The sequence below is a fragment of the Bradyrhizobium sp. LA6.8 genome, from assembly GCF_040547935.1.
Taxonomy (GTDB): Bacteria; Pseudomonadota; Alphaproteobacteria; order Rhizobiales; family Xanthobacteraceae; genus Bradyrhizobium; species Bradyrhizobium barranii.
Map to the genome: position 1 here is coordinate 979,718 of NZ_JBEPQQ010000003.1, position 13,160 is coordinate 992,877.

Genomic DNA, 13,160 nt, shown 5'->3' on the forward strand with positions numbered 1-13,160 from the left:
ACCGAGCGCGACGGCGTATTCGCCGATCTTCTGCCACGGGTCGCTCTGTTCGGTGACAACGGGATCATCGACGTTCCGCGCCAGATCTTCGCAGGCGCGCGACAAGACCGCGCTTTGGCTTGCCCGCGACGGCGCCGGCTGCCTGCTTTCGACGTTGGAGGTCGTGCAGCCAGTCGATGACGCCAGCGCGAGGAGCACAAGCGGCAGCGTTAGGATCGTCGCCAAACTTCGCCTGGTACACACTGAGTTTACCCCTTGCATCCTGTGCCTGCGCATCAGCGTCGGCTTTGAGGTCTTCGGCATCGGCAGCCGCCTTGGCCTGATTGCCGAGTTGAAACTCCTTGAAGGCGAGATCACTCTTGACCCGCTCCAGCTCGGCGCGTGTCCGCTCGGATTTAACGCCAAACAGATAGAGCAGCGCCGCGAAGCCGATGATGGTGACCAGCGAGGCCGCCTTGGTGAAGGCGGCAGCCTTGGGAAACAGCAGGGTGACGAAGGGCAGATGGGCAAGCGCGAAGCTCGCAACCACGACAGCGGCAATGACGACCAGCACGAGCGGTGACGTCGCGATCTGCCAGAACACTTCCGCGCTGAAGCTGTTGATGGCGTCGAGGGCGGAAACCAACCACGCGGCCGGGTCGAACCAGATGAACAAGGTCATGCCGGCTGGCCCTCCGGCACGTCCGCGCGGATCTCGCCGTCGATAGCCTGCCGCGCCTTCTTGGCCTTCATGCTGGACCAGAGCGAATAGAGCAGCGCACCGACGCCGGCGAGCACGCAGAGGATCACGATGGCCGTGTAGATCTTCATCAGCCAATCGGAGCTGCCTGCGATCGGTTCGACCTGGTCTTTCACACCCTGGAGCATGGTGCCGACCGTGCCGGAGCCGACACCGCCTTTGACGGCGTCGCCGGCGTCGATCGCCGGCTGCGCCACGTCGCTCGCATAGGCCTTGGCGTCGCCCTGGTCGAGGTGGGCCTCGATCGGCTTCGGCCCGACTGAGCCTGTCGCCCAAGCCTGGCCGATCTGCTTGACGTTGGCGACGCGCTTGCTCCAACCGGCGCCGAACGTCGACCAGGTCGAGAGGTGCTGGAGCATACCGAGCCGCAGCGCGCAGAGATCGGCAACCAGTTTGTCGTGGTCGGGATGCGCATTGAGCGCGGCGAGCGTTGCTTCGCCCAGATGGCCGTCGCAATCGTTCATGCGCAGCGCGCGCTGGAGCCACTTCACCGCCTGGAACGGGCCGGAGTTCACCGCCGAATCGAACATGACGATGTCGACGCCGGCCGGCAGGTCGTCGCCGCGGATCGCATTCCAGTACTGTGCACGATAGATCTGGTCGCGCTCGCGCTTCCAATCGGCGGTGTCGCGCATATCCGGCGTCAAGGCCCGACGCGGCTTGCCGCTGCGATCCCGGAAGCCGTCATAGACACGTTGAATGATGCCTTCCAGCGTAACGCCGCCGGGATCGCGGAGGTGGTTCGACCAGCCGCCCTCGTACCGAAGGACGACCGGCATGCACTTGCTGAAGTCGGTCCTCATTCGAGCATCTTTCCGAGTTTCTCGATGATGACGTGCACGCGCCCGGCGTCGATCATGCGCAGAACGCGAGCGGCGCCCCGTGAGAGGTCGATGTCGACGCCAGTGGATTTGGCAGGGCCGCGGTCGTTGACGCGACAGATGACGCTCCGGCCGCGCCAGTGGACCCGCACGAGCGTGTCGAAGGGATAGGTCCGGTGGGCACAGGTGAGATCGTCGGTGTCATAGGTCTCGCCGTTGGCCGTGTAACGGCCGCTCTCGTCGCCGTACCAGGTCGCGACGCCGGCGTAGATCTCGGCACGGGCGGGCGCGCTGACAAACAACAGCGCGAGGGCCACGCATGCCCGTTTCAAAGATCGTTTGAATGAAGGTTGAAGCAAGCTGGCCCCCCGGCTGAGGAGGCCACAATCCCGGAATTACTCGAAAATCCCGACCCTGACAGGTGTCAGGCCGGTGATGATCCGGTGCGCTACTCTCGCACAGGCAGCGCAGAAGTCAAAAAAGCTTGCCCTGCTTGTCGTTCTTCGGCTTGCCGTGCCTTGCGCGGTGCCGATGCACGGTGCGCTGTGTCAGGCCGAGCTGCTTGCAGATCTCGGCCGACGATTTGCCTTCTCGATCGAGAGCGTGAATCCGCTGGGCGACTGAACGCAGAAACTGGCGGTAGGTTCCGCCAACGTGCAGCGGAAGGTCGATCCGCTGGCCGCGGCCGTCGACCTCGAAGTGTGCGCAGATCTTGCGCGCCAGCTCGATTCCGACGCACTCGAAGAGCCAGTAGTTTTCATAGCCTTCGTGCAGCCGGCTTACGGCCGGGAAGTAGACGCGCTGCCCGCCGCGCTTGGCGGCGATCATCAGGGCGGCGGTCTCACCCACCACCTCCGCGATCTCCGCCAGCACACCGGGCAGCTGTTCGGTCATCGCCGCGCCTTCATCTGCTTGGGCTTCATCGGCGGTGCGAGGACGGTGACGAGCCGGCCCTTGACGACCACGTAGTGATTGCCGTCCGCGGCGATCGTCACCTCGGTCTGGTCGAGCAGCTCGGCCGCGCCGACGGCGCGGTCGAGAGAGTCCGCAAGGTGCCGGCGCAGACCTTCGACATCGAGGCCGCCGACGCGCTCGAGGAAGCGGAGCAACGCATGATCGCAGACGCGCAGTGGCCGGGCCATGGTTCACCTCGCGCGTGCGCGCCAGGGCGCGTTCGGACCGGCGTTGACGAAGGATGCGCCGTGAGGCCTCGTCGGCTTTGCGTCTCGCCGTTGTGAGCGGAACAGATGCGAGGCGCAATAAGGTACGTCCGCGTTGTTGGCCTTCGGAGCGCAGCAGAAGAAGAAATCGGCGTCTCGCGGATCTCCGACCGGCCAGTGACAGCACGCATCATTGAGCTGAAACAGCGAGCGGCGCTGCTCGACCGGAATCTGGGCATCGGCGACGCTTGGCGGGATCGACTTTTCCTTCGCGGGCTCGTTGACGCGCACAACGGGTCCGCGCGTGCGAACCCGCCGCTGGCGCGGTTGCCGAACGCCCTTGGCCTGGTCGGTCGAGCCACGCGGCAACTTGCGCTGCGGGTCGGCCAGCTCGCCGCGGTGCATCTTGCCGATCACCGCGTTGCGGCTAACACCCCCGATCAGGCGGGCAACGCGAGCGGCCGAAAGGCCGCCGTTGTAGAGCGCAGTCGCCACCGTGACGCGGGTCTCGGTCCAGCCGCGGCCGGCCTCCGCCTGCGCCTGGTGGAGCTGTGGGTGATGCATCGTCATGATGGGCGCTCCTACTCTTGCCGCGCCAGCGCACCGCGCAGCTTGTTGCCCAGCGCCTTCTGGACGTCGTCATAGTCGCGCGTCGAGAAGGCGTCCCAGCGGTTCTTGCGGGCGATGCGGCCGGCGTAGAACTGGAGGTCTTCCATCGGGTCGACGGCCTGGCCGACCGGCTTGACCTCGCCGATTTCGATCAGCTTGCGCCATTGCGCGTTGAGGATGGCGCGCTTGCTGGCGATGACGCGGTCACCTTCGGTCAGGTCTTCGAGGTCGTGGTGGCTCGGCCACTCGACGCCGCCGTCGCGTTCAAGCCACGACTTCAGGCCTTCAATCGCGCTGGATGCCGCTTTGGCGTCCTTAAGAAACCGGACATGCGACACGCCGGTCTGCCGCTGAAGGAAGGCCAGCATCGCGCGGTCGGTGCGCTCGCGGACGATGCCCAGATTGTAGCCGGCGATCCACAGCGCGCGGAGCTTGCCGCCGAGGGCGCTATCGAGGCCGGCGACGGCACCCCGGATCTCCGCCTCGCCAGCGACGCTGCGCAGATCCTCAATCACGCGACCGGCCTCGCTGGTCGTCAACTCCTTGGCGGAGCGCTTGCCGCCGGCGCGCCGTGCGAGGAAGTCGCGATAGGTATCGTCGTCGAACTTTGCTTTGGCCTTCAGCACGTGAATGGTCGAGATCATCGACGTGGTCGCGAGATGGGAAGACAAAGGCATGGTTACTCTCTCCTGTTGAACGCTTCTTGGTTTGGGTTAGGCCGCGACCTGGCCTTCGGCTTCGTCGAGCAGCAAGGCGACCGCATCGGCGACGACGTCTTCCGGCTTCTCGCCGGTGCCGGCGCAGTAGCGGCGCAGAGCGGCATCGAGCGCGAGCGGCAGTTCGTAACCGCCGGTGCGTGGCGTGGGCTCTGCGAGCAAGGTGATGGATCGCGCGCGGCGTGGCAGGAAGGTAATCCAGCCGCGCTCCTGCAATCCGCGCAACAGCTCGACGACGCGTCCCGGCGATTTCAGTCCCAGCATTTTCGCAAGCTCCCTTCGTGTCGGTGTCTGTTTGAACGTGAATTGATGACGCTCGATCAGCTCCAGGCATTCGCGCTGGCGAGCCGTGAGGCCGATGCGGATCGGCGCCGGCGTCATGCCGCTGACTCCGACAGCTCTGCGCCGAACGGCTCGACCGCGAATACCTCGCCGGCGCGGCCGACCGAGACCCCCTCGATCGTTCGCGCCAGTTCGGCGTTCTTGAGCATCGCCTCCTTGTCGACCTCCTGCTTGGTACGCAAAAAATCGAGATAGGAGTCCGACGTGATGTCGTCACCGCGATCGGTAGCCTCGGCGGCGGCGTTCACGATGCGCGCGATGATGTCGTCGTGCTCGCCGGAGAGCCGCACCTTCGGCGGGTTGTGACGCCAGCTCACCGTGCCGGTGCCGAGGTTCGCCGTCTTGGTGCCGCTCTCGCCGAGCAGCGCTTTGCGGTTTGCTTCGCAGAAGGTTTGCAGGCCGCGAAACAGCTCCACCGCTTTCTGCATGTGCGGCCTCGCGCGGTCCTCGACGTCACGCTTGGTATTTGCCAGCGTCTCCTGCAACTCGACTTCGAGCAGAGCCAGCTCCCGCGCGACGGCGCCGTATTCGGCCAGCATGGCCGCAGCTTCATTGCGGTTCTGCGGAATGCGGACATTGGCTGCCGCGGCCTTAGCTTTCACCATGGGACTACTCCTGAGCTTGGGTTGGGACGGTTGCGGGGGAACGGCCGAAGCCGAGCGCCTCTAACGCGGCGCCGACGACGGCAATCTTTTCGAGGGTCTCGCGGCGCAGCTCGGCACGGGCGGGGCTGCCCTTCGGCTGGTCGTCCATGGCGTCCGCGGTCTGGAACATGTCGTAGGTGCGATCGGCGATGTCGCGGAGCCGCAGCAGGAAGGCCGCCATGGAGATGACATCGACGGTCGAGGCCTGCATCGCGAAGCGTTGCTTGGCCTGGTGCGTGGAGTGGCCGACGATGAGTTCGGCCACGGCTTCCGGATCGACCGCGGAGATCTGTGCGGCGAGCCTGGTCTCGACGAGCTCTGCGGAGGTGGTCATGAGGCGCCTCCGTCCGTCGTCGAACGCGCCAGCATGCCGGCGATGATCCTGTCGAGCCGCACCTTGGTGAGCGAGACGACCTTCGGATCGCGCTCGCCCGTGAGGTCGATCGGCACGACGTTCTGTTCCGGCAGCTCTGCTCGCAGCGCCGCGTCGAAGGTGTCATTGGCGACACCAAGCTCCATCAGCCCGACCTGGGCCATGACGGCGCGCAGGTCACGCTTGAACTCGGCTGCCTCATAGGTCGTCATCGGCGCGCGACCGCTGATCATCGCGTCGAAGCGCGCGTAGAGTTCTTGCAGCTTCCGGGTGGTGCCCATCATCGCGGCACCTCCGGCAGACGCGAGTTCGGACACCTCGGCGCACCCATGCCGTGGCAGGAGCGATAGCAGCGGCCGCTCGCCTCTGAGGAAAACGGCGGTGTGACCTTCTGCAAGTCCAGGCACTGATCCCGCCCGATCTCGCCATAGACGGGGCACATGACTTTCGCGCCGAGCAGCGCGCCGCGCACCTTCTGCTCGACGGCGCCCATGTCGCCCGGATATTTGTTGGCGAACACGTGCGAGAGGACGGCGGGCGAGTAGCCGATGTTCTTCGCCGCGCGAGCGGCAGTGATGCGGTCGGCTTCCTCGGCCAACGCTTGTATCCAGTCCGGCGCGGGATTGCCCCACGCCGCTCGCGCCTTCTGGACAAAGGTCTGTTTCTCGTACCTCACGACTTCACCTCTCTCGCGATCGGCGCGGCGCCCATGAACTTCTTGAGGTTCGGGTCCCAGACCGATTTGCCGTTGATGTGCTTGAGGCTCGGCGGAAGCGGGCCAGTGCTCATGCCCGGCTTGAGACGCCAGGCCGAGGCGCCGCCTTGCCCTTTGACGCCGCCACGCCGCGTCGTCCGCGTCACGGCGAGATAGCCGGCCTTGTGCAGCCGGCGGACGAAGCAGCCCGCAGTCTGCTTGTTCGGCTTCAGGTCCTCGGTGGTCGCGGCGAACACCAACTCGTCCAGGCTGAAGCCCGTCGTCAGGTTGCGCATTGCGATCCAGAGCTGTTCATGCGCGGTGGTGGTCGGCACTAGGCTGCCATCGGGACGCAACCGTGGTGCCTTCAGAGGGTGCTTCAAGAGCTTGTAAAGCGGTGTCGGGTATTTGCCCTTGATGGCGTGCTGCCGGGACGCGATGCGCTCGACGAAGCCGGCGGCGACCAGTGCCGTCAGATACTTCGAGATGCACTTGACCGACACGTTGCTCATCCCATCGACGTCGGCGACGGTGAAGCAGCCTTGCCCCTTGTCGAGCCTGACCATGATCTCCCAGAAGCCTTCGAAGCCGCGAGGCACGCGGACCGGAAGGCTCGCACTGTCAAAGTGCTCCTTGTGCATCAGGCGGCCCTCACAATCCGGCGCGGAAACTGCTCGATGTCGCGCTGAGCCGGCGGCTCGCCGGTATAGAAGTCCTGGTTGCCCCAGACCTTGAGATCGAGCGCCTTGTGGCTACGGTTGCGCGCGTAGTCGGCGACCCTTTCGAGGTTGACGACGATGCGCCTCGCCCGGCCGCCGGAACGCTGGCGAATGGTATCGAGCAGATCGTCATCGATCCTGACCGTCGGCACGAATGCCTTGGCGAGCACTCGCGCGTCGTCGAGATCGCAAGGCTGCGCCGGAAACCAGTCCAGCACGCGGTTGTGCATGCGCTCGACGGTAAGCAGCTTAGCGGGAAGCTTCTCCTCGCCGATCAGGATGATCGGCACGCCGGACTCCTGCTGAAGCTCGCGGATCACCTCGATCATGTTCTTGTCGACCAGCTTGTCGGCTTCGTCGACGATCAGCGGCCGCGAGGCATCGGCGCCGAGCGCGGCTTTCGCCAGCTCGGCGAGATCGGAGGCGCTCCAGCTCTTGCGTACGGTCTCGCCGCACTCCTTCAGGATGTGACGGAGCAGCGCCCGGCGCGTCCAGGTCTCGCCGACCTCGATGCGACGTGCCTTCACTTTCATCTGCACGTACATCGAGGCCCAGCTCTTGCCGAGGCCGGACGGGCCGTGGCAGACGCCGAAGCCCGGCAGATGCGGCGCGCGCTCGATCAGCTTGACCGTCATCGCCATGAAGGACGCGACGTTCTTGAGGGCGACCGGGCCTTGTGCGGGTGTGTTCGTCATGGAGTCCTGACCTTCCATTGATGGTTTAAGAAGACGAGGCAGCCTCGTCGGTTGATGCGATCTCGCCGTAGACGGCGAGGAAGCCGCGGTACACAGAGCCTTCGCGGAAGCTGCCGAGCCAAAGCAGCTCGTCCGGTTCGACGAATTCCTTCGCCGCAATGCGCGCTTCGAGCGCACGTGCGCGATTCCAGAGTTGATGATCGGTTTCGACGGGCCGCAGGGCCTGGACGTTCGCCGGCATTGGCGGTTCGGCGCGCAGCTGCTCGGCCAGCGCCGCGATGTCCGGCGCGTGAGTTGCCTCGACCGGTGTGTGCGCCACGCGCGCCGCAGCGAGCGCCGGCGTGTCGTGCGCTTCGACCACCTTGGGGAATTCAATCAGCTTTCCGTTGCTGGCGGCGAGCTGCGCCTGGCGGTGGATGGCCGGCGCAAAATCCTTCGCCTTGATCTTGCGCGCGGTCTTCTTCACCGCGTCCATGCTGTCGTTGATCAGCCGCTTCTGCTCGGCACGTGCGGCGGCAATGGCCTTGGCCGGATCGATGCCGGCAAGCTCCGGCGCGATGGCTTCGCCTAGATAGGTCTCGCCGTCCTCAGTGTAGACATACGCACGGCCCATGTCGGCGGGGTCCATGCGGATGAACACGGTCTCGCCGACGTCGAGGAAGCCGCCGATGTAATGCGCGCCGTCGATGCGCAGTCCTGTCTTGGTGACGGTACGCAGGCCATCCTTGCCGGCGACCGGCGCGAGCAGCATGTCGAGCGCGCGCACGTCCTCGATCTTGCGGATGCTGCCGGCCGCCATCGCTGCCGCCTCGAAAGGCGTCCGGCCGCCGAGGCTGGCATGCGGCTTGGTCCCGTAGACATCACGGCACCAGGCGTCGAGGTGAGTTTGCAGCTCGGCCGCCGACAGCGCGATCTGGAAGGTGTCCTCCGGAGCGTCGCCGAGCCGGGCCGAGAATGCCTTGCGGTTCTCGATCACTTTGCGGTCCGCGACGCTGTGGCCGATGAAACCTTCAAGCGTGCGCATCAGGCCACGTTGCATAGTGCCGATCGCGCGCTCGACATGGCCCTTCTGCTCCGGGCTGAAGGGGGCCGACTTTTCGTGGTCAATGCCGAGTGCCGCAAACAGGCGGCGCGTCGTGTGCGCGATGAAGTCCGAGCCGTTGTCCGTCTTGATCCGCTCCGGCACGCCCCAGGCAAGGATGGCCTTGCGGATCAGAAGCCCGACCGCGGCAGCGCGCGGGGTCTCGGTGACGAGCGCGACCAGGCGCCGCGAGTAGATGTCTTCGCAGACATAGATCGCCTGGCGGCGGCCCTCGGTGGTCATCACGTCGGCGGGCGATGCGTCGATCTGCCAGATCTCGTTGAGGCGCGAAGCTGGCTGTGCCACGCGCGCGGCGAACCGCATCGTGCTCTTGAAGTTGTCGGGGTTGCGGATCGATTCGAGCGCGACACGGAAGGTCGTTCGCCAGCCCTTCAACGCGGCTTGAAAGGTGCGGATCGGCGGCAGCTCGACAACCTGGTCGCCGACCTTCAGCTCCGGGAAGCTGTCTGCGACCAGCGAACGGATATGATAGGCGGTGAGCTGCGGCTGCTTGGCGACCAGGGCGAGGATGTGCGTCCGCACCTGGCCATCATTGGCGCGATCGAGCACGCCGGTGCCGCGACGGGCGGCGGCGCGATCGACGCCGAGTTTCGACTTGTGCCCGGCCTTGGCGGCGGCGCGCCAGCGCGCCAGCGTGCGCGGGTTGAGGCTCTTTACCTCGCTCCTGATCCACGGCGCGATATCAAGCTGGCCGGTGTTGTAGAGGTCGCAGAGCTGGCGATCGGCGCGCTTGTGGCCGACATTGGCGTCACGCGCGATGCGATCGGCATGGCCGAGCAGCGCAAGGCGGGCATCGCGCGCATTGGCGGCACCGCCGGTGACGTTGACGGCTTCGGGCTCGCTAGCAGCTTCGCGGGCCATTGCCGCCGGAATCTCGACGGCTTCGATATGCTTGCCGACATAGGCGGCGCGTGCCGGCGCCGGCAGCGACTCCAGCGCATATTCCACGCCGCCGCCGCGACCCGCGCGCGGACGCGACTGCCAGCTCTGCTTTTCCGCCGTGCGCTTGATGGCACGTTCGGCAGAGGACAGGCCCGGCAGCCTCTCTGCGGCGATCTCTGCGGCTGACAAAAAGATCTTCACGTCCAAACTTCCCCCGTGCCCAATTCTGGGCGAGTCCGTCTGCCGCGCGTTCAGCGCGAGCGGTCGTCGTAATCCGAGTGTTGCGGCCAGAGCTGGCTGGCTTCGTCGTGGCCGCGCGACTTGCCGCCGATGACGCCGATGCGGAAGCTGATCCAGCAGGCGCCGATCAGCACCGGCAGGTAGAGAACGGCGAGCAGCGTGATGATGATTTCGAGCTTGCTCACTTGGTGGCCCTCCATTGTGCGTCGGCGTCGTTGATCTCGTTGCGAAGCAGATCGGCGAGTTGCTCCCTGCGGACTTCGCGTCGGAGCAGCGGTTCGTAACGAGCTTCGACGGCGACGAAGGGCGTGCCTTCCAAGGCTGCGTTCAGCAGGCGGGCGTCGCCGGTCACCATGGCGAGCGCGATCAGCCGATGCGCCGGAATGTTGTTTCGCTCGTTGGCCTCGGACGAATATTGGTAGAGCGTGCCGGCGGTGACGCTCTCGTCGAGAAAGGCCGACATGCCGGCGGCGATCTGCTCGCGCGAACGGCCCGAGTCCTTGATCGCCGCGGCGACGGCCTTGGAGATCCGGCTCGCCACCTTCGGCGAACGCACGCGCTCGTCGGCGAAGCGGTCGACAACCGGCGCCAGGCGTTCCTGCTCGTCACGGCGCCGGCTCACTTGCGCGCCTCCGGCAGCGGCATCACGGCCCATGGCTTCACCTTGGTCATGACGCTGGCGACGGTGTTGAGATAGACGCAGACGAACTGCGCGACGAACATGTCGTCGTAGGTTTGCGCCTTGTCATGACGCCCCGTCGTCTTCGGCGCATGAAGTAGTTGCGCCGTCGCGTGACGGCCCGTGTTGGCGTAGCGCCCCGTGAAGAAGCGCTGCCGCGAACCGTCCATGCGAGCGATGCAGTGCTTCGTCATGGCCGCACCGTCGCGATCGAGACCGCGTGCTGCAAACGGACGACGCCAACGCGCCGCTGGTCGTGCGCGTTGCCAATGATCAGCACAATGCCGGCGACAGTGAGAACCGCGACCGCGATCAGGCTGCGACCGGCAAGGGCTGTGCGCTCACGCATCGCAGAACCCCTGCATCTGCGCGAGCACGCGCGGCATGATCAGCGTGTAGGCATCGCCGGCGTCGTTGGAGCCGATCGCGATGCCGTCATAGGCCAGCGCATGCTCGCGCCCATCGGCGCGGTCGCGCACAATCAGGCAGAACCGGTCGACGGCGACGAGATCGACGGTGGCTTCGACGAAGGTCGCGGGATCGGCGGGGGAGGACGGCGGGTGGCTCATGAGGCCCCCGGGGTCGACTCATGGGCGCAACGCGTTTTTGAGTCTCGCTGTGCGCTGCGCCCGGTAGAACTACGACTGCCGGAGAGTTCAGTCAGGAGTACCCGATGGCACAGCGCCGACACGAGCACCGCCGCCCGATCCTTGACCCGCATCATGTCGGAGACGACTTCGCCTCCGGCTGTGACGTGCAGGATTATGAGGACTGGCTGCGACTGGTGTGGTGGGTGGACGTGCCGGGCAACGGCAGCGGCGCCCGCTGCAAGGTGCGCGGCATAGTCCTGCCGCGATCGTCGTTGCACCAGGTCGTCCTGAATTTGCGCGACAGCGTCGGCTACGGCCGAGAAACGCGGCGGCATTGACCGTGCGGTCATCATGCTGCTCGCTCCTCGGCCAGAAAGACGCGGTCGTCCCATCGCAACCGACGGCGACGCGCTTCAGCTCGGATCAGTCTGACGTGTCTCAGCGATGGTTCGCCGATGCCGGCTTCCCAACGAGAGATCGTCGCCTGTCGGACGCGACAGATTTTCGCCATCTCCTCCTGGGTGATGCCGAAAACTTCGCAGCGGGTGTGCTTGATGGGATTCATCCATCTATGGATATCCAGAAAAGGATAAAAAATCAACCAACAAATCACGGAATGGATTGGATACCGGGATATACAGAAATGTATATTTCGGGGATGGAGATAAGCCACTTAATACAAGGGCTTCTGTCGGCCCGGGGCTGGACCCAAGAGGATCTAGCCGCCGCCGTCGTCACGAAGCAAAACAACGTTTCTCGTTGGCTCGCCGGCGTCGAGCCCCGCGGCAAGGCGCGGGATCGCATCATGGAGCTCGCTCGTGAGTCGGGCCTCATCGAGGGGGAGCGCGAGGGCGTCACGACGATTGCCATAATGGGCAAGGTCGGCGCGGGCGCCGTCATCGATCCGGATCATGAACAGGTGCCTCCGGAGGGGTTGGAGCAAGTCGAGCTTCCGATCGCCATAGCGGATGACGTGATCGGCTTCCGTGTCGAAGGCGATTCGATGCTGCCCAAATATGGAGATGGCACAGTGATCGTTGTTCACCGGGGCCAGGTCCAGTCGGTCACGAGCCTCGTGGGCGAAGAGGTTGCGGTCCTGACATACGAGGGAAAGCGGTATCTGAAGACACTGAAGCCCGGCTCGGCACGCGACCTCTACAATTTGGAGAGCCTGAATAGCTCGCGCGCCATCACCGGGGTTAGGATCAGATGGGCCAGCGCTATCGTGGCAATCATCCCGCCGAGGCAAGTGCGGCGTGTCGGGCGCGCGAAACCCACGAAGGCCGCGGCTCGATCGCAAAAGGGAGCGTCCAGATGAAGGGCGCCGCCGTGCTGGCGATCTCACTACTCTGGAACGCAGGAAGCACGGCTGGTGAAGTCTCATTTGTCACCGCCTGCGAGGGAGCCGTGAAGCAACGGCTGTTGGCGCCGTCGACTTATCACTTCGTCAAAGCCTCGGAGGACAAGGAAGCGGTTTCATTCGATGCGTACTTCGCCAAGAGCGGCTATCCCGAGAGCGTGCAGAAGCTCATGCGATTGACCGCGAAGGATACTCCCGTCCGGCTCGTTGCCTCGATCGAGTACGTATCCTCCAGCGCGGCGGGAGTGCCCGTCAGATCTCGATCGAGATGCACATACGAAAGTCTTGGCCAGCCGTCATTGTCGGATGAGACCGGGAAGTTGATGGTCGAGATCGACGGAAAATCGAACACTCAATGGCTGGCCGAGCGATCGGCCGCGCGACGCTAGGATCGGAATTGATGCGTTGGATAGTTGGACTCTGGTTGATCGTCGCCAGTTCGGTGGCGGCCGGTGCGGACTCACCGATAAGGGGCGACTACGACTGGATCGCCGAATGCGTGTTTCTGAAGCTCGACCCATTGTCGCCGGGCAACGTTCGCTTTGCTGATCTGCGCTCGCACGGCACGGCCATGGTGACGTTGGACATCCCCGCGGGCGCGGGAACGATGAGAAACGTCAAAGCCGTCCTCGCGCGTGCCGGGGATGGGTTGACGGCTGTGAACCTCGAAGGGTCGGTCGGAGGCCACTTTACAAACAAGGCCCGTGAGCTGGTCGCGGAGTGCTCCGCCGAGGCCCCGGCGCCAAGGCGAATCGAGACCCGGCCCCCGGCAAAAGGGGTGACCCGCTAGGAAGC

The 13,160-nt window shown here is 65.2% G+C and carries 25 protein-coding genes; 4 read left to right on the forward strand and 21 right to left on the reverse strand.

Annotated elements, in window-relative coordinates:
• Positions 1 to 64: 64 nt before the first annotated feature.
• From ABIA90_RS18385 to ABIA90_RS18480, 20 genes are all read right to left on the reverse strand, one after another.
• Positions 65 to 661 carry a hypothetical protein gene (locus ABIA90_RS18385; RefSeq protein ID WP_354117882.1) on the reverse strand — a complete coding sequence of 199 codons (597 nt, stop codon included), beginning with the start codon at positions 659 to 661 and terminating at the stop codon, positions 65 to 67.
• Positions 658 to 1,542: a glycoside hydrolase family 108 protein gene (locus ABIA90_RS18390; protein WP_354117881.1), complete on the reverse strand. Its 885-nt coding sequence runs from the start codon at positions 1,540 to 1,542 to the stop codon at positions 658 to 660. The genes ABIA90_RS18385 and ABIA90_RS18390 overlap by 4 nt, the downstream gene beginning before the upstream one ends.
• Positions 1,539 to 1,877: a septal ring lytic transglycosylase RlpA family protein gene (locus ABIA90_RS18395; protein WP_354117880.1), complete on the reverse strand. Its 339-nt coding sequence runs from the start codon at positions 1,875 to 1,877 to the stop codon at positions 1,539 to 1,541. Before ABIA90_RS18395 ends, ABIA90_RS18390 begins: the two co-directional genes overlap by 4 nt.
• Before the next feature lie 157 nt (positions 1,878 to 2,034).
• Entirely contained in the window at positions 2,035 to 2,454 is a 420-nt protein-coding gene (locus ABIA90_RS18400; protein ID WP_354117879.1) for a hypothetical protein, read from the reverse strand.
• The gene (locus ABIA90_RS18405) at positions 2,451 to 2,702 is read right to left on the reverse strand and encodes a hypothetical protein (RefSeq protein ID WP_354117878.1); all 252 of its coding nucleotides are present in this window, start codon (positions 2,700 to 2,702) and stop codon (positions 2,451 to 2,453) included. The genes ABIA90_RS18400 and ABIA90_RS18405 overlap by 4 nt, the downstream gene beginning before the upstream one ends.
• A gap of 3 nt (positions 2,703 to 2,705) precedes the next feature.
• Complete coding sequence (locus ABIA90_RS18410) at positions 2,706 to 3,290, reverse strand: GcrA family cell cycle regulator (protein WP_354117877.1); 585 nt, start codon at positions 3,288 to 3,290, stop codon at positions 2,706 to 2,708.
• 11 nt (positions 3,291 to 3,301) lie between these two features.
• Positions 3,302 to 4,006, reverse strand: coding sequence for a regulatory protein GemA (locus ABIA90_RS18415; protein WP_354117876.1), 705 nt, complete (start codon positions 4,004 to 4,006; stop codon positions 3,302 to 3,304).
• 36 nt (positions 4,007 to 4,042) lie between these two features.
• A complete protein-coding gene (locus tag ABIA90_RS18420; RefSeq protein WP_354117875.1) occupies positions 4,043 to 4,426 on the reverse strand; it encodes a LexA family protein in 384 nt (127 codons plus the stop codon).
• On the reverse strand, positions 4,423 to 4,992 hold the full coding sequence (locus tag ABIA90_RS18425) for a host-nuclease inhibitor Gam family protein (protein WP_354117874.1): 570 nt from the start codon (positions 4,990 to 4,992) through the stop codon (positions 4,423 to 4,425). Before ABIA90_RS18425 ends, ABIA90_RS18420 begins: the two co-directional genes overlap by 4 nt.
• A 4-nt stretch (positions 4,993 to 4,996) precedes the next feature.
• Complete coding sequence (locus tag ABIA90_RS18430; RefSeq protein ID WP_354117873.1) at positions 4,997 to 5,365, reverse strand: hypothetical protein; 369 nt, start codon at positions 5,363 to 5,365, stop codon at positions 4,997 to 4,999.
• Positions 5,362 to 5,688: a hypothetical protein gene (locus ABIA90_RS18435; protein WP_354117872.1), complete on the reverse strand. Its 327-nt coding sequence runs from the start codon at positions 5,686 to 5,688 to the stop codon at positions 5,362 to 5,364. Before ABIA90_RS18435 ends, ABIA90_RS18430 begins: the two co-directional genes overlap by 4 nt.
• A complete protein-coding gene (locus tag ABIA90_RS18440; protein WP_354117871.1) occupies positions 5,685 to 6,080 on the reverse strand; it encodes a transcriptional regulator in 396 nt (131 codons plus the stop codon). Before ABIA90_RS18440 ends, ABIA90_RS18435 begins: the two co-directional genes overlap by 4 nt.
• Positions 6,077 to 6,739: a hypothetical protein gene (locus ABIA90_RS18445; protein WP_354117870.1), complete on the reverse strand. Its 663-nt coding sequence runs from the start codon at positions 6,737 to 6,739 to the stop codon at positions 6,077 to 6,079. Before ABIA90_RS18445 ends, ABIA90_RS18440 begins: the two co-directional genes overlap by 4 nt.
• Positions 6,739 to 7,512, reverse strand: a complete 774-nt coding sequence (locus ABIA90_RS18450; RefSeq protein ID WP_354117869.1) for an AAA family ATPase — start codon at positions 7,510 to 7,512, stop codon at positions 6,739 to 6,741. Before ABIA90_RS18450 ends, ABIA90_RS18445 begins: the two co-directional genes overlap by 1 nt.
• A 25-nt stretch (positions 7,513 to 7,537) precedes the next feature.
• Entirely contained in the window at positions 7,538 to 9,697 is a 2,160-nt protein-coding gene (locus ABIA90_RS18455) for a TnsB C-terminal domain-containing protein (protein WP_354117868.1), read from the reverse strand.
• A 50-nt stretch (positions 9,698 to 9,747) separates the two neighbouring features.
• Complete coding sequence (locus tag ABIA90_RS18460) at positions 9,748 to 9,921, reverse strand: hypothetical protein (RefSeq protein ID WP_354117867.1); 174 nt, start codon at positions 9,919 to 9,921, stop codon at positions 9,748 to 9,750.
• Positions 9,918 to 10,358: a hypothetical protein gene (locus tag ABIA90_RS18465; protein WP_354117866.1), complete on the reverse strand. Its 441-nt coding sequence runs from the start codon at positions 10,356 to 10,358 to the stop codon at positions 9,918 to 9,920. The genes ABIA90_RS18460 and ABIA90_RS18465 overlap by 4 nt, the downstream gene beginning before the upstream one ends.
• The gene (locus ABIA90_RS18470; RefSeq protein WP_354117865.1) at positions 10,355 to 10,609 is read right to left on the reverse strand and encodes a hypothetical protein; all 255 of its coding nucleotides are present in this window, start codon (positions 10,607 to 10,609) and stop codon (positions 10,355 to 10,357) included. Before ABIA90_RS18470 ends, ABIA90_RS18465 begins: the two co-directional genes overlap by 4 nt.
• Positions 10,606 to 10,764: a hypothetical protein gene (locus ABIA90_RS18475; RefSeq protein ID WP_354117864.1), complete on the reverse strand. Its 159-nt coding sequence runs from the start codon at positions 10,762 to 10,764 to the stop codon at positions 10,606 to 10,608. The genes ABIA90_RS18470 and ABIA90_RS18475 overlap by 4 nt, the downstream gene beginning before the upstream one ends.
• Positions 10,757 to 10,984, reverse strand: a complete 228-nt coding sequence (locus tag ABIA90_RS18480; RefSeq protein ID WP_354117863.1) for a hypothetical protein — start codon at positions 10,982 to 10,984, stop codon at positions 10,757 to 10,759. Before ABIA90_RS18480 ends, ABIA90_RS18475 begins: the two co-directional genes overlap by 8 nt.
• A 104-nt stretch (positions 10,985 to 11,088) precedes the next feature.
• On the opposite strand from ABIA90_RS18480, the gene ABIA90_RS18485 reads away from it, so the two are divergent.
• The gene (locus tag ABIA90_RS18485) at positions 11,089 to 11,343 is read left to right on the forward strand and encodes a hypothetical protein (RefSeq protein ID WP_354117862.1); all 255 of its coding nucleotides are present in this window, start codon (positions 11,089 to 11,091) and stop codon (positions 11,341 to 11,343) included.
• Positions 11,344 to 11,354: 11 nt separating this feature from the next.
• Here ABIA90_RS18485 and ABIA90_RS18490 read toward each other — a convergent pair whose 3' ends face one another.
• On the reverse strand, positions 11,355 to 11,516 hold the full coding sequence (locus tag ABIA90_RS18490; protein ID WP_354117861.1) for a helix-turn-helix domain-containing protein: 162 nt from the start codon (positions 11,514 to 11,516) through the stop codon (positions 11,355 to 11,357).
• Between ABIA90_RS18490 and ABIA90_RS18495 the strand changes: the two genes are divergently transcribed.
• From ABIA90_RS18495 to ABIA90_RS18505, 3 genes are read left to right on the forward strand one after another with little or no spacing between them, the layout of a single operon-like run.
• Positions 11,439 to 12,323, forward strand: a complete 885-nt coding sequence (locus tag ABIA90_RS18495) for a S24 family peptidase (protein WP_354117860.1) — start codon at positions 11,439 to 11,441, stop codon at positions 12,321 to 12,323. The genes ABIA90_RS18490 and ABIA90_RS18495 overlap by 78 nt on opposite strands.
• Positions 12,320 to 12,754 (forward strand): hypothetical protein, encoded by a 435-nt coding sequence (locus ABIA90_RS18500; protein ID WP_354117859.1) that lies wholly within the window; start codon positions 12,320 to 12,322, stop codon positions 12,752 to 12,754. Before ABIA90_RS18495 ends, ABIA90_RS18500 begins: the two co-directional genes overlap by 4 nt.
• 35 nt (positions 12,755 to 12,789) lie before the next feature.
• A complete protein-coding gene (locus tag ABIA90_RS18505) occupies positions 12,790 to 13,155 on the forward strand; it encodes a hypothetical protein (RefSeq protein ID WP_354117858.1) in 366 nt (121 codons plus the stop codon).
• Positions 13,156 to 13,160 lie beyond the last annotated feature (5 nt).

Excerpts from the sequence above, each read along its gene's own strand:
- ABIA90_RS18385 (WP_354117882.1), bottom strand. The coding sequence starts at position 661 with ATGACCTTGTTCATCTGGTTCGACCCGGCCGCGTGGTTGGTTTCCGCC.
- ABIA90_RS18390 (WP_354117881.1), bottom strand. The coding sequence starts at position 1,542 with ATGAGGACCGACTTCAGCAAGTGCATGCCGGTCGTCCTTCGGTACGAG.
- ABIA90_RS18400 (WP_354117879.1), bottom strand. The coding sequence starts at position 2,454 with ATGACCGAACAGCTGCCCGGTGTGCTGGCGGAGATCGCGGAGGTGGTG.
- ABIA90_RS18405 (WP_354117878.1), bottom strand. The coding sequence starts at position 2,702 with ATGGCCCGGCCACTGCGCGTCTGCGATCATGCGTTGCTCCGCTTCCTC.
- ABIA90_RS18410 (WP_354117877.1), bottom strand. The coding sequence starts at position 3,290 with ATGACGATGCATCACCCACAGCTCCACCAGGCGCAGGCGGAGGCCGGC.
- ABIA90_RS18415 (WP_354117876.1), bottom strand. The coding sequence starts at position 4,006 with ATGCCTTTGTCTTCCCATCTCGCGACCACGTCGATGATCTCGACCATT.
- ABIA90_RS18420 (WP_354117875.1), bottom strand. The coding sequence starts at position 4,426 with ATGACGCCGGCGCCGATCCGCATCGGCCTCACGGCTCGCCAGCGCGAA.
- ABIA90_RS18425 (WP_354117874.1), bottom strand. The coding sequence starts at position 4,992 with ATGGTGAAAGCTAAGGCCGCGGCAGCCAATGTCCGCATTCCGCAGAAC.
- ABIA90_RS18430 (WP_354117873.1), bottom strand. The coding sequence starts at position 5,365 with ATGACCACCTCCGCAGAGCTCGTCGAGACCAGGCTCGCCGCACAGATC.
- ABIA90_RS18435 (WP_354117872.1), bottom strand. The coding sequence starts at position 5,688 with ATGATGGGCACCACCCGGAAGCTGCAAGAACTCTACGCGCGCTTCGAC.
- ABIA90_RS18445 (WP_354117870.1), bottom strand. The coding sequence starts at position 6,739 with ATGCACAAGGAGCACTTTGACAGTGCGAGCCTTCCGGTCCGCGTGCCT.
- ABIA90_RS18450 (WP_354117869.1), bottom strand. The coding sequence starts at position 7,512 with ATGACGAACACACCCGCACAAGGCCCGGTCGCCCTCAAGAACGTCGCG.
- ABIA90_RS18470 (WP_354117865.1), bottom strand. The coding sequence starts at position 10,609 with ATGACGAAGCACTGCATCGCTCGCATGGACGGTTCGCGGCAGCGCTTC.
- ABIA90_RS18475 (WP_354117864.1), bottom strand. The coding sequence starts at position 10,764 with ATGCGTGAGCGCACAGCCCTTGCCGGTCGCAGCCTGATCGCGGTCGCG.
- ABIA90_RS18480 (WP_354117863.1), bottom strand. The coding sequence starts at position 10,984 with ATGAGCCACCCGCCGTCCTCCCCCGCCGATCCCGCGACCTTCGTCGAA.
- ABIA90_RS18485 (WP_354117862.1), top strand. The coding sequence starts at position 11,089 with ATGGCACAGCGCCGACACGAGCACCGCCGCCCGATCCTTGACCCGCAT.
- ABIA90_RS18490 (WP_354117861.1), bottom strand. The coding sequence starts at position 11,516 with ATGGCGAAAATCTGTCGCGTCCGACAGGCGACGATCTCTCGTTGGGAA.
- ABIA90_RS18500 (WP_354117859.1), top strand. The coding sequence starts at position 12,320 with ATGAAGGGCGCCGCCGTGCTGGCGATCTCACTACTCTGGAACGCAGGA.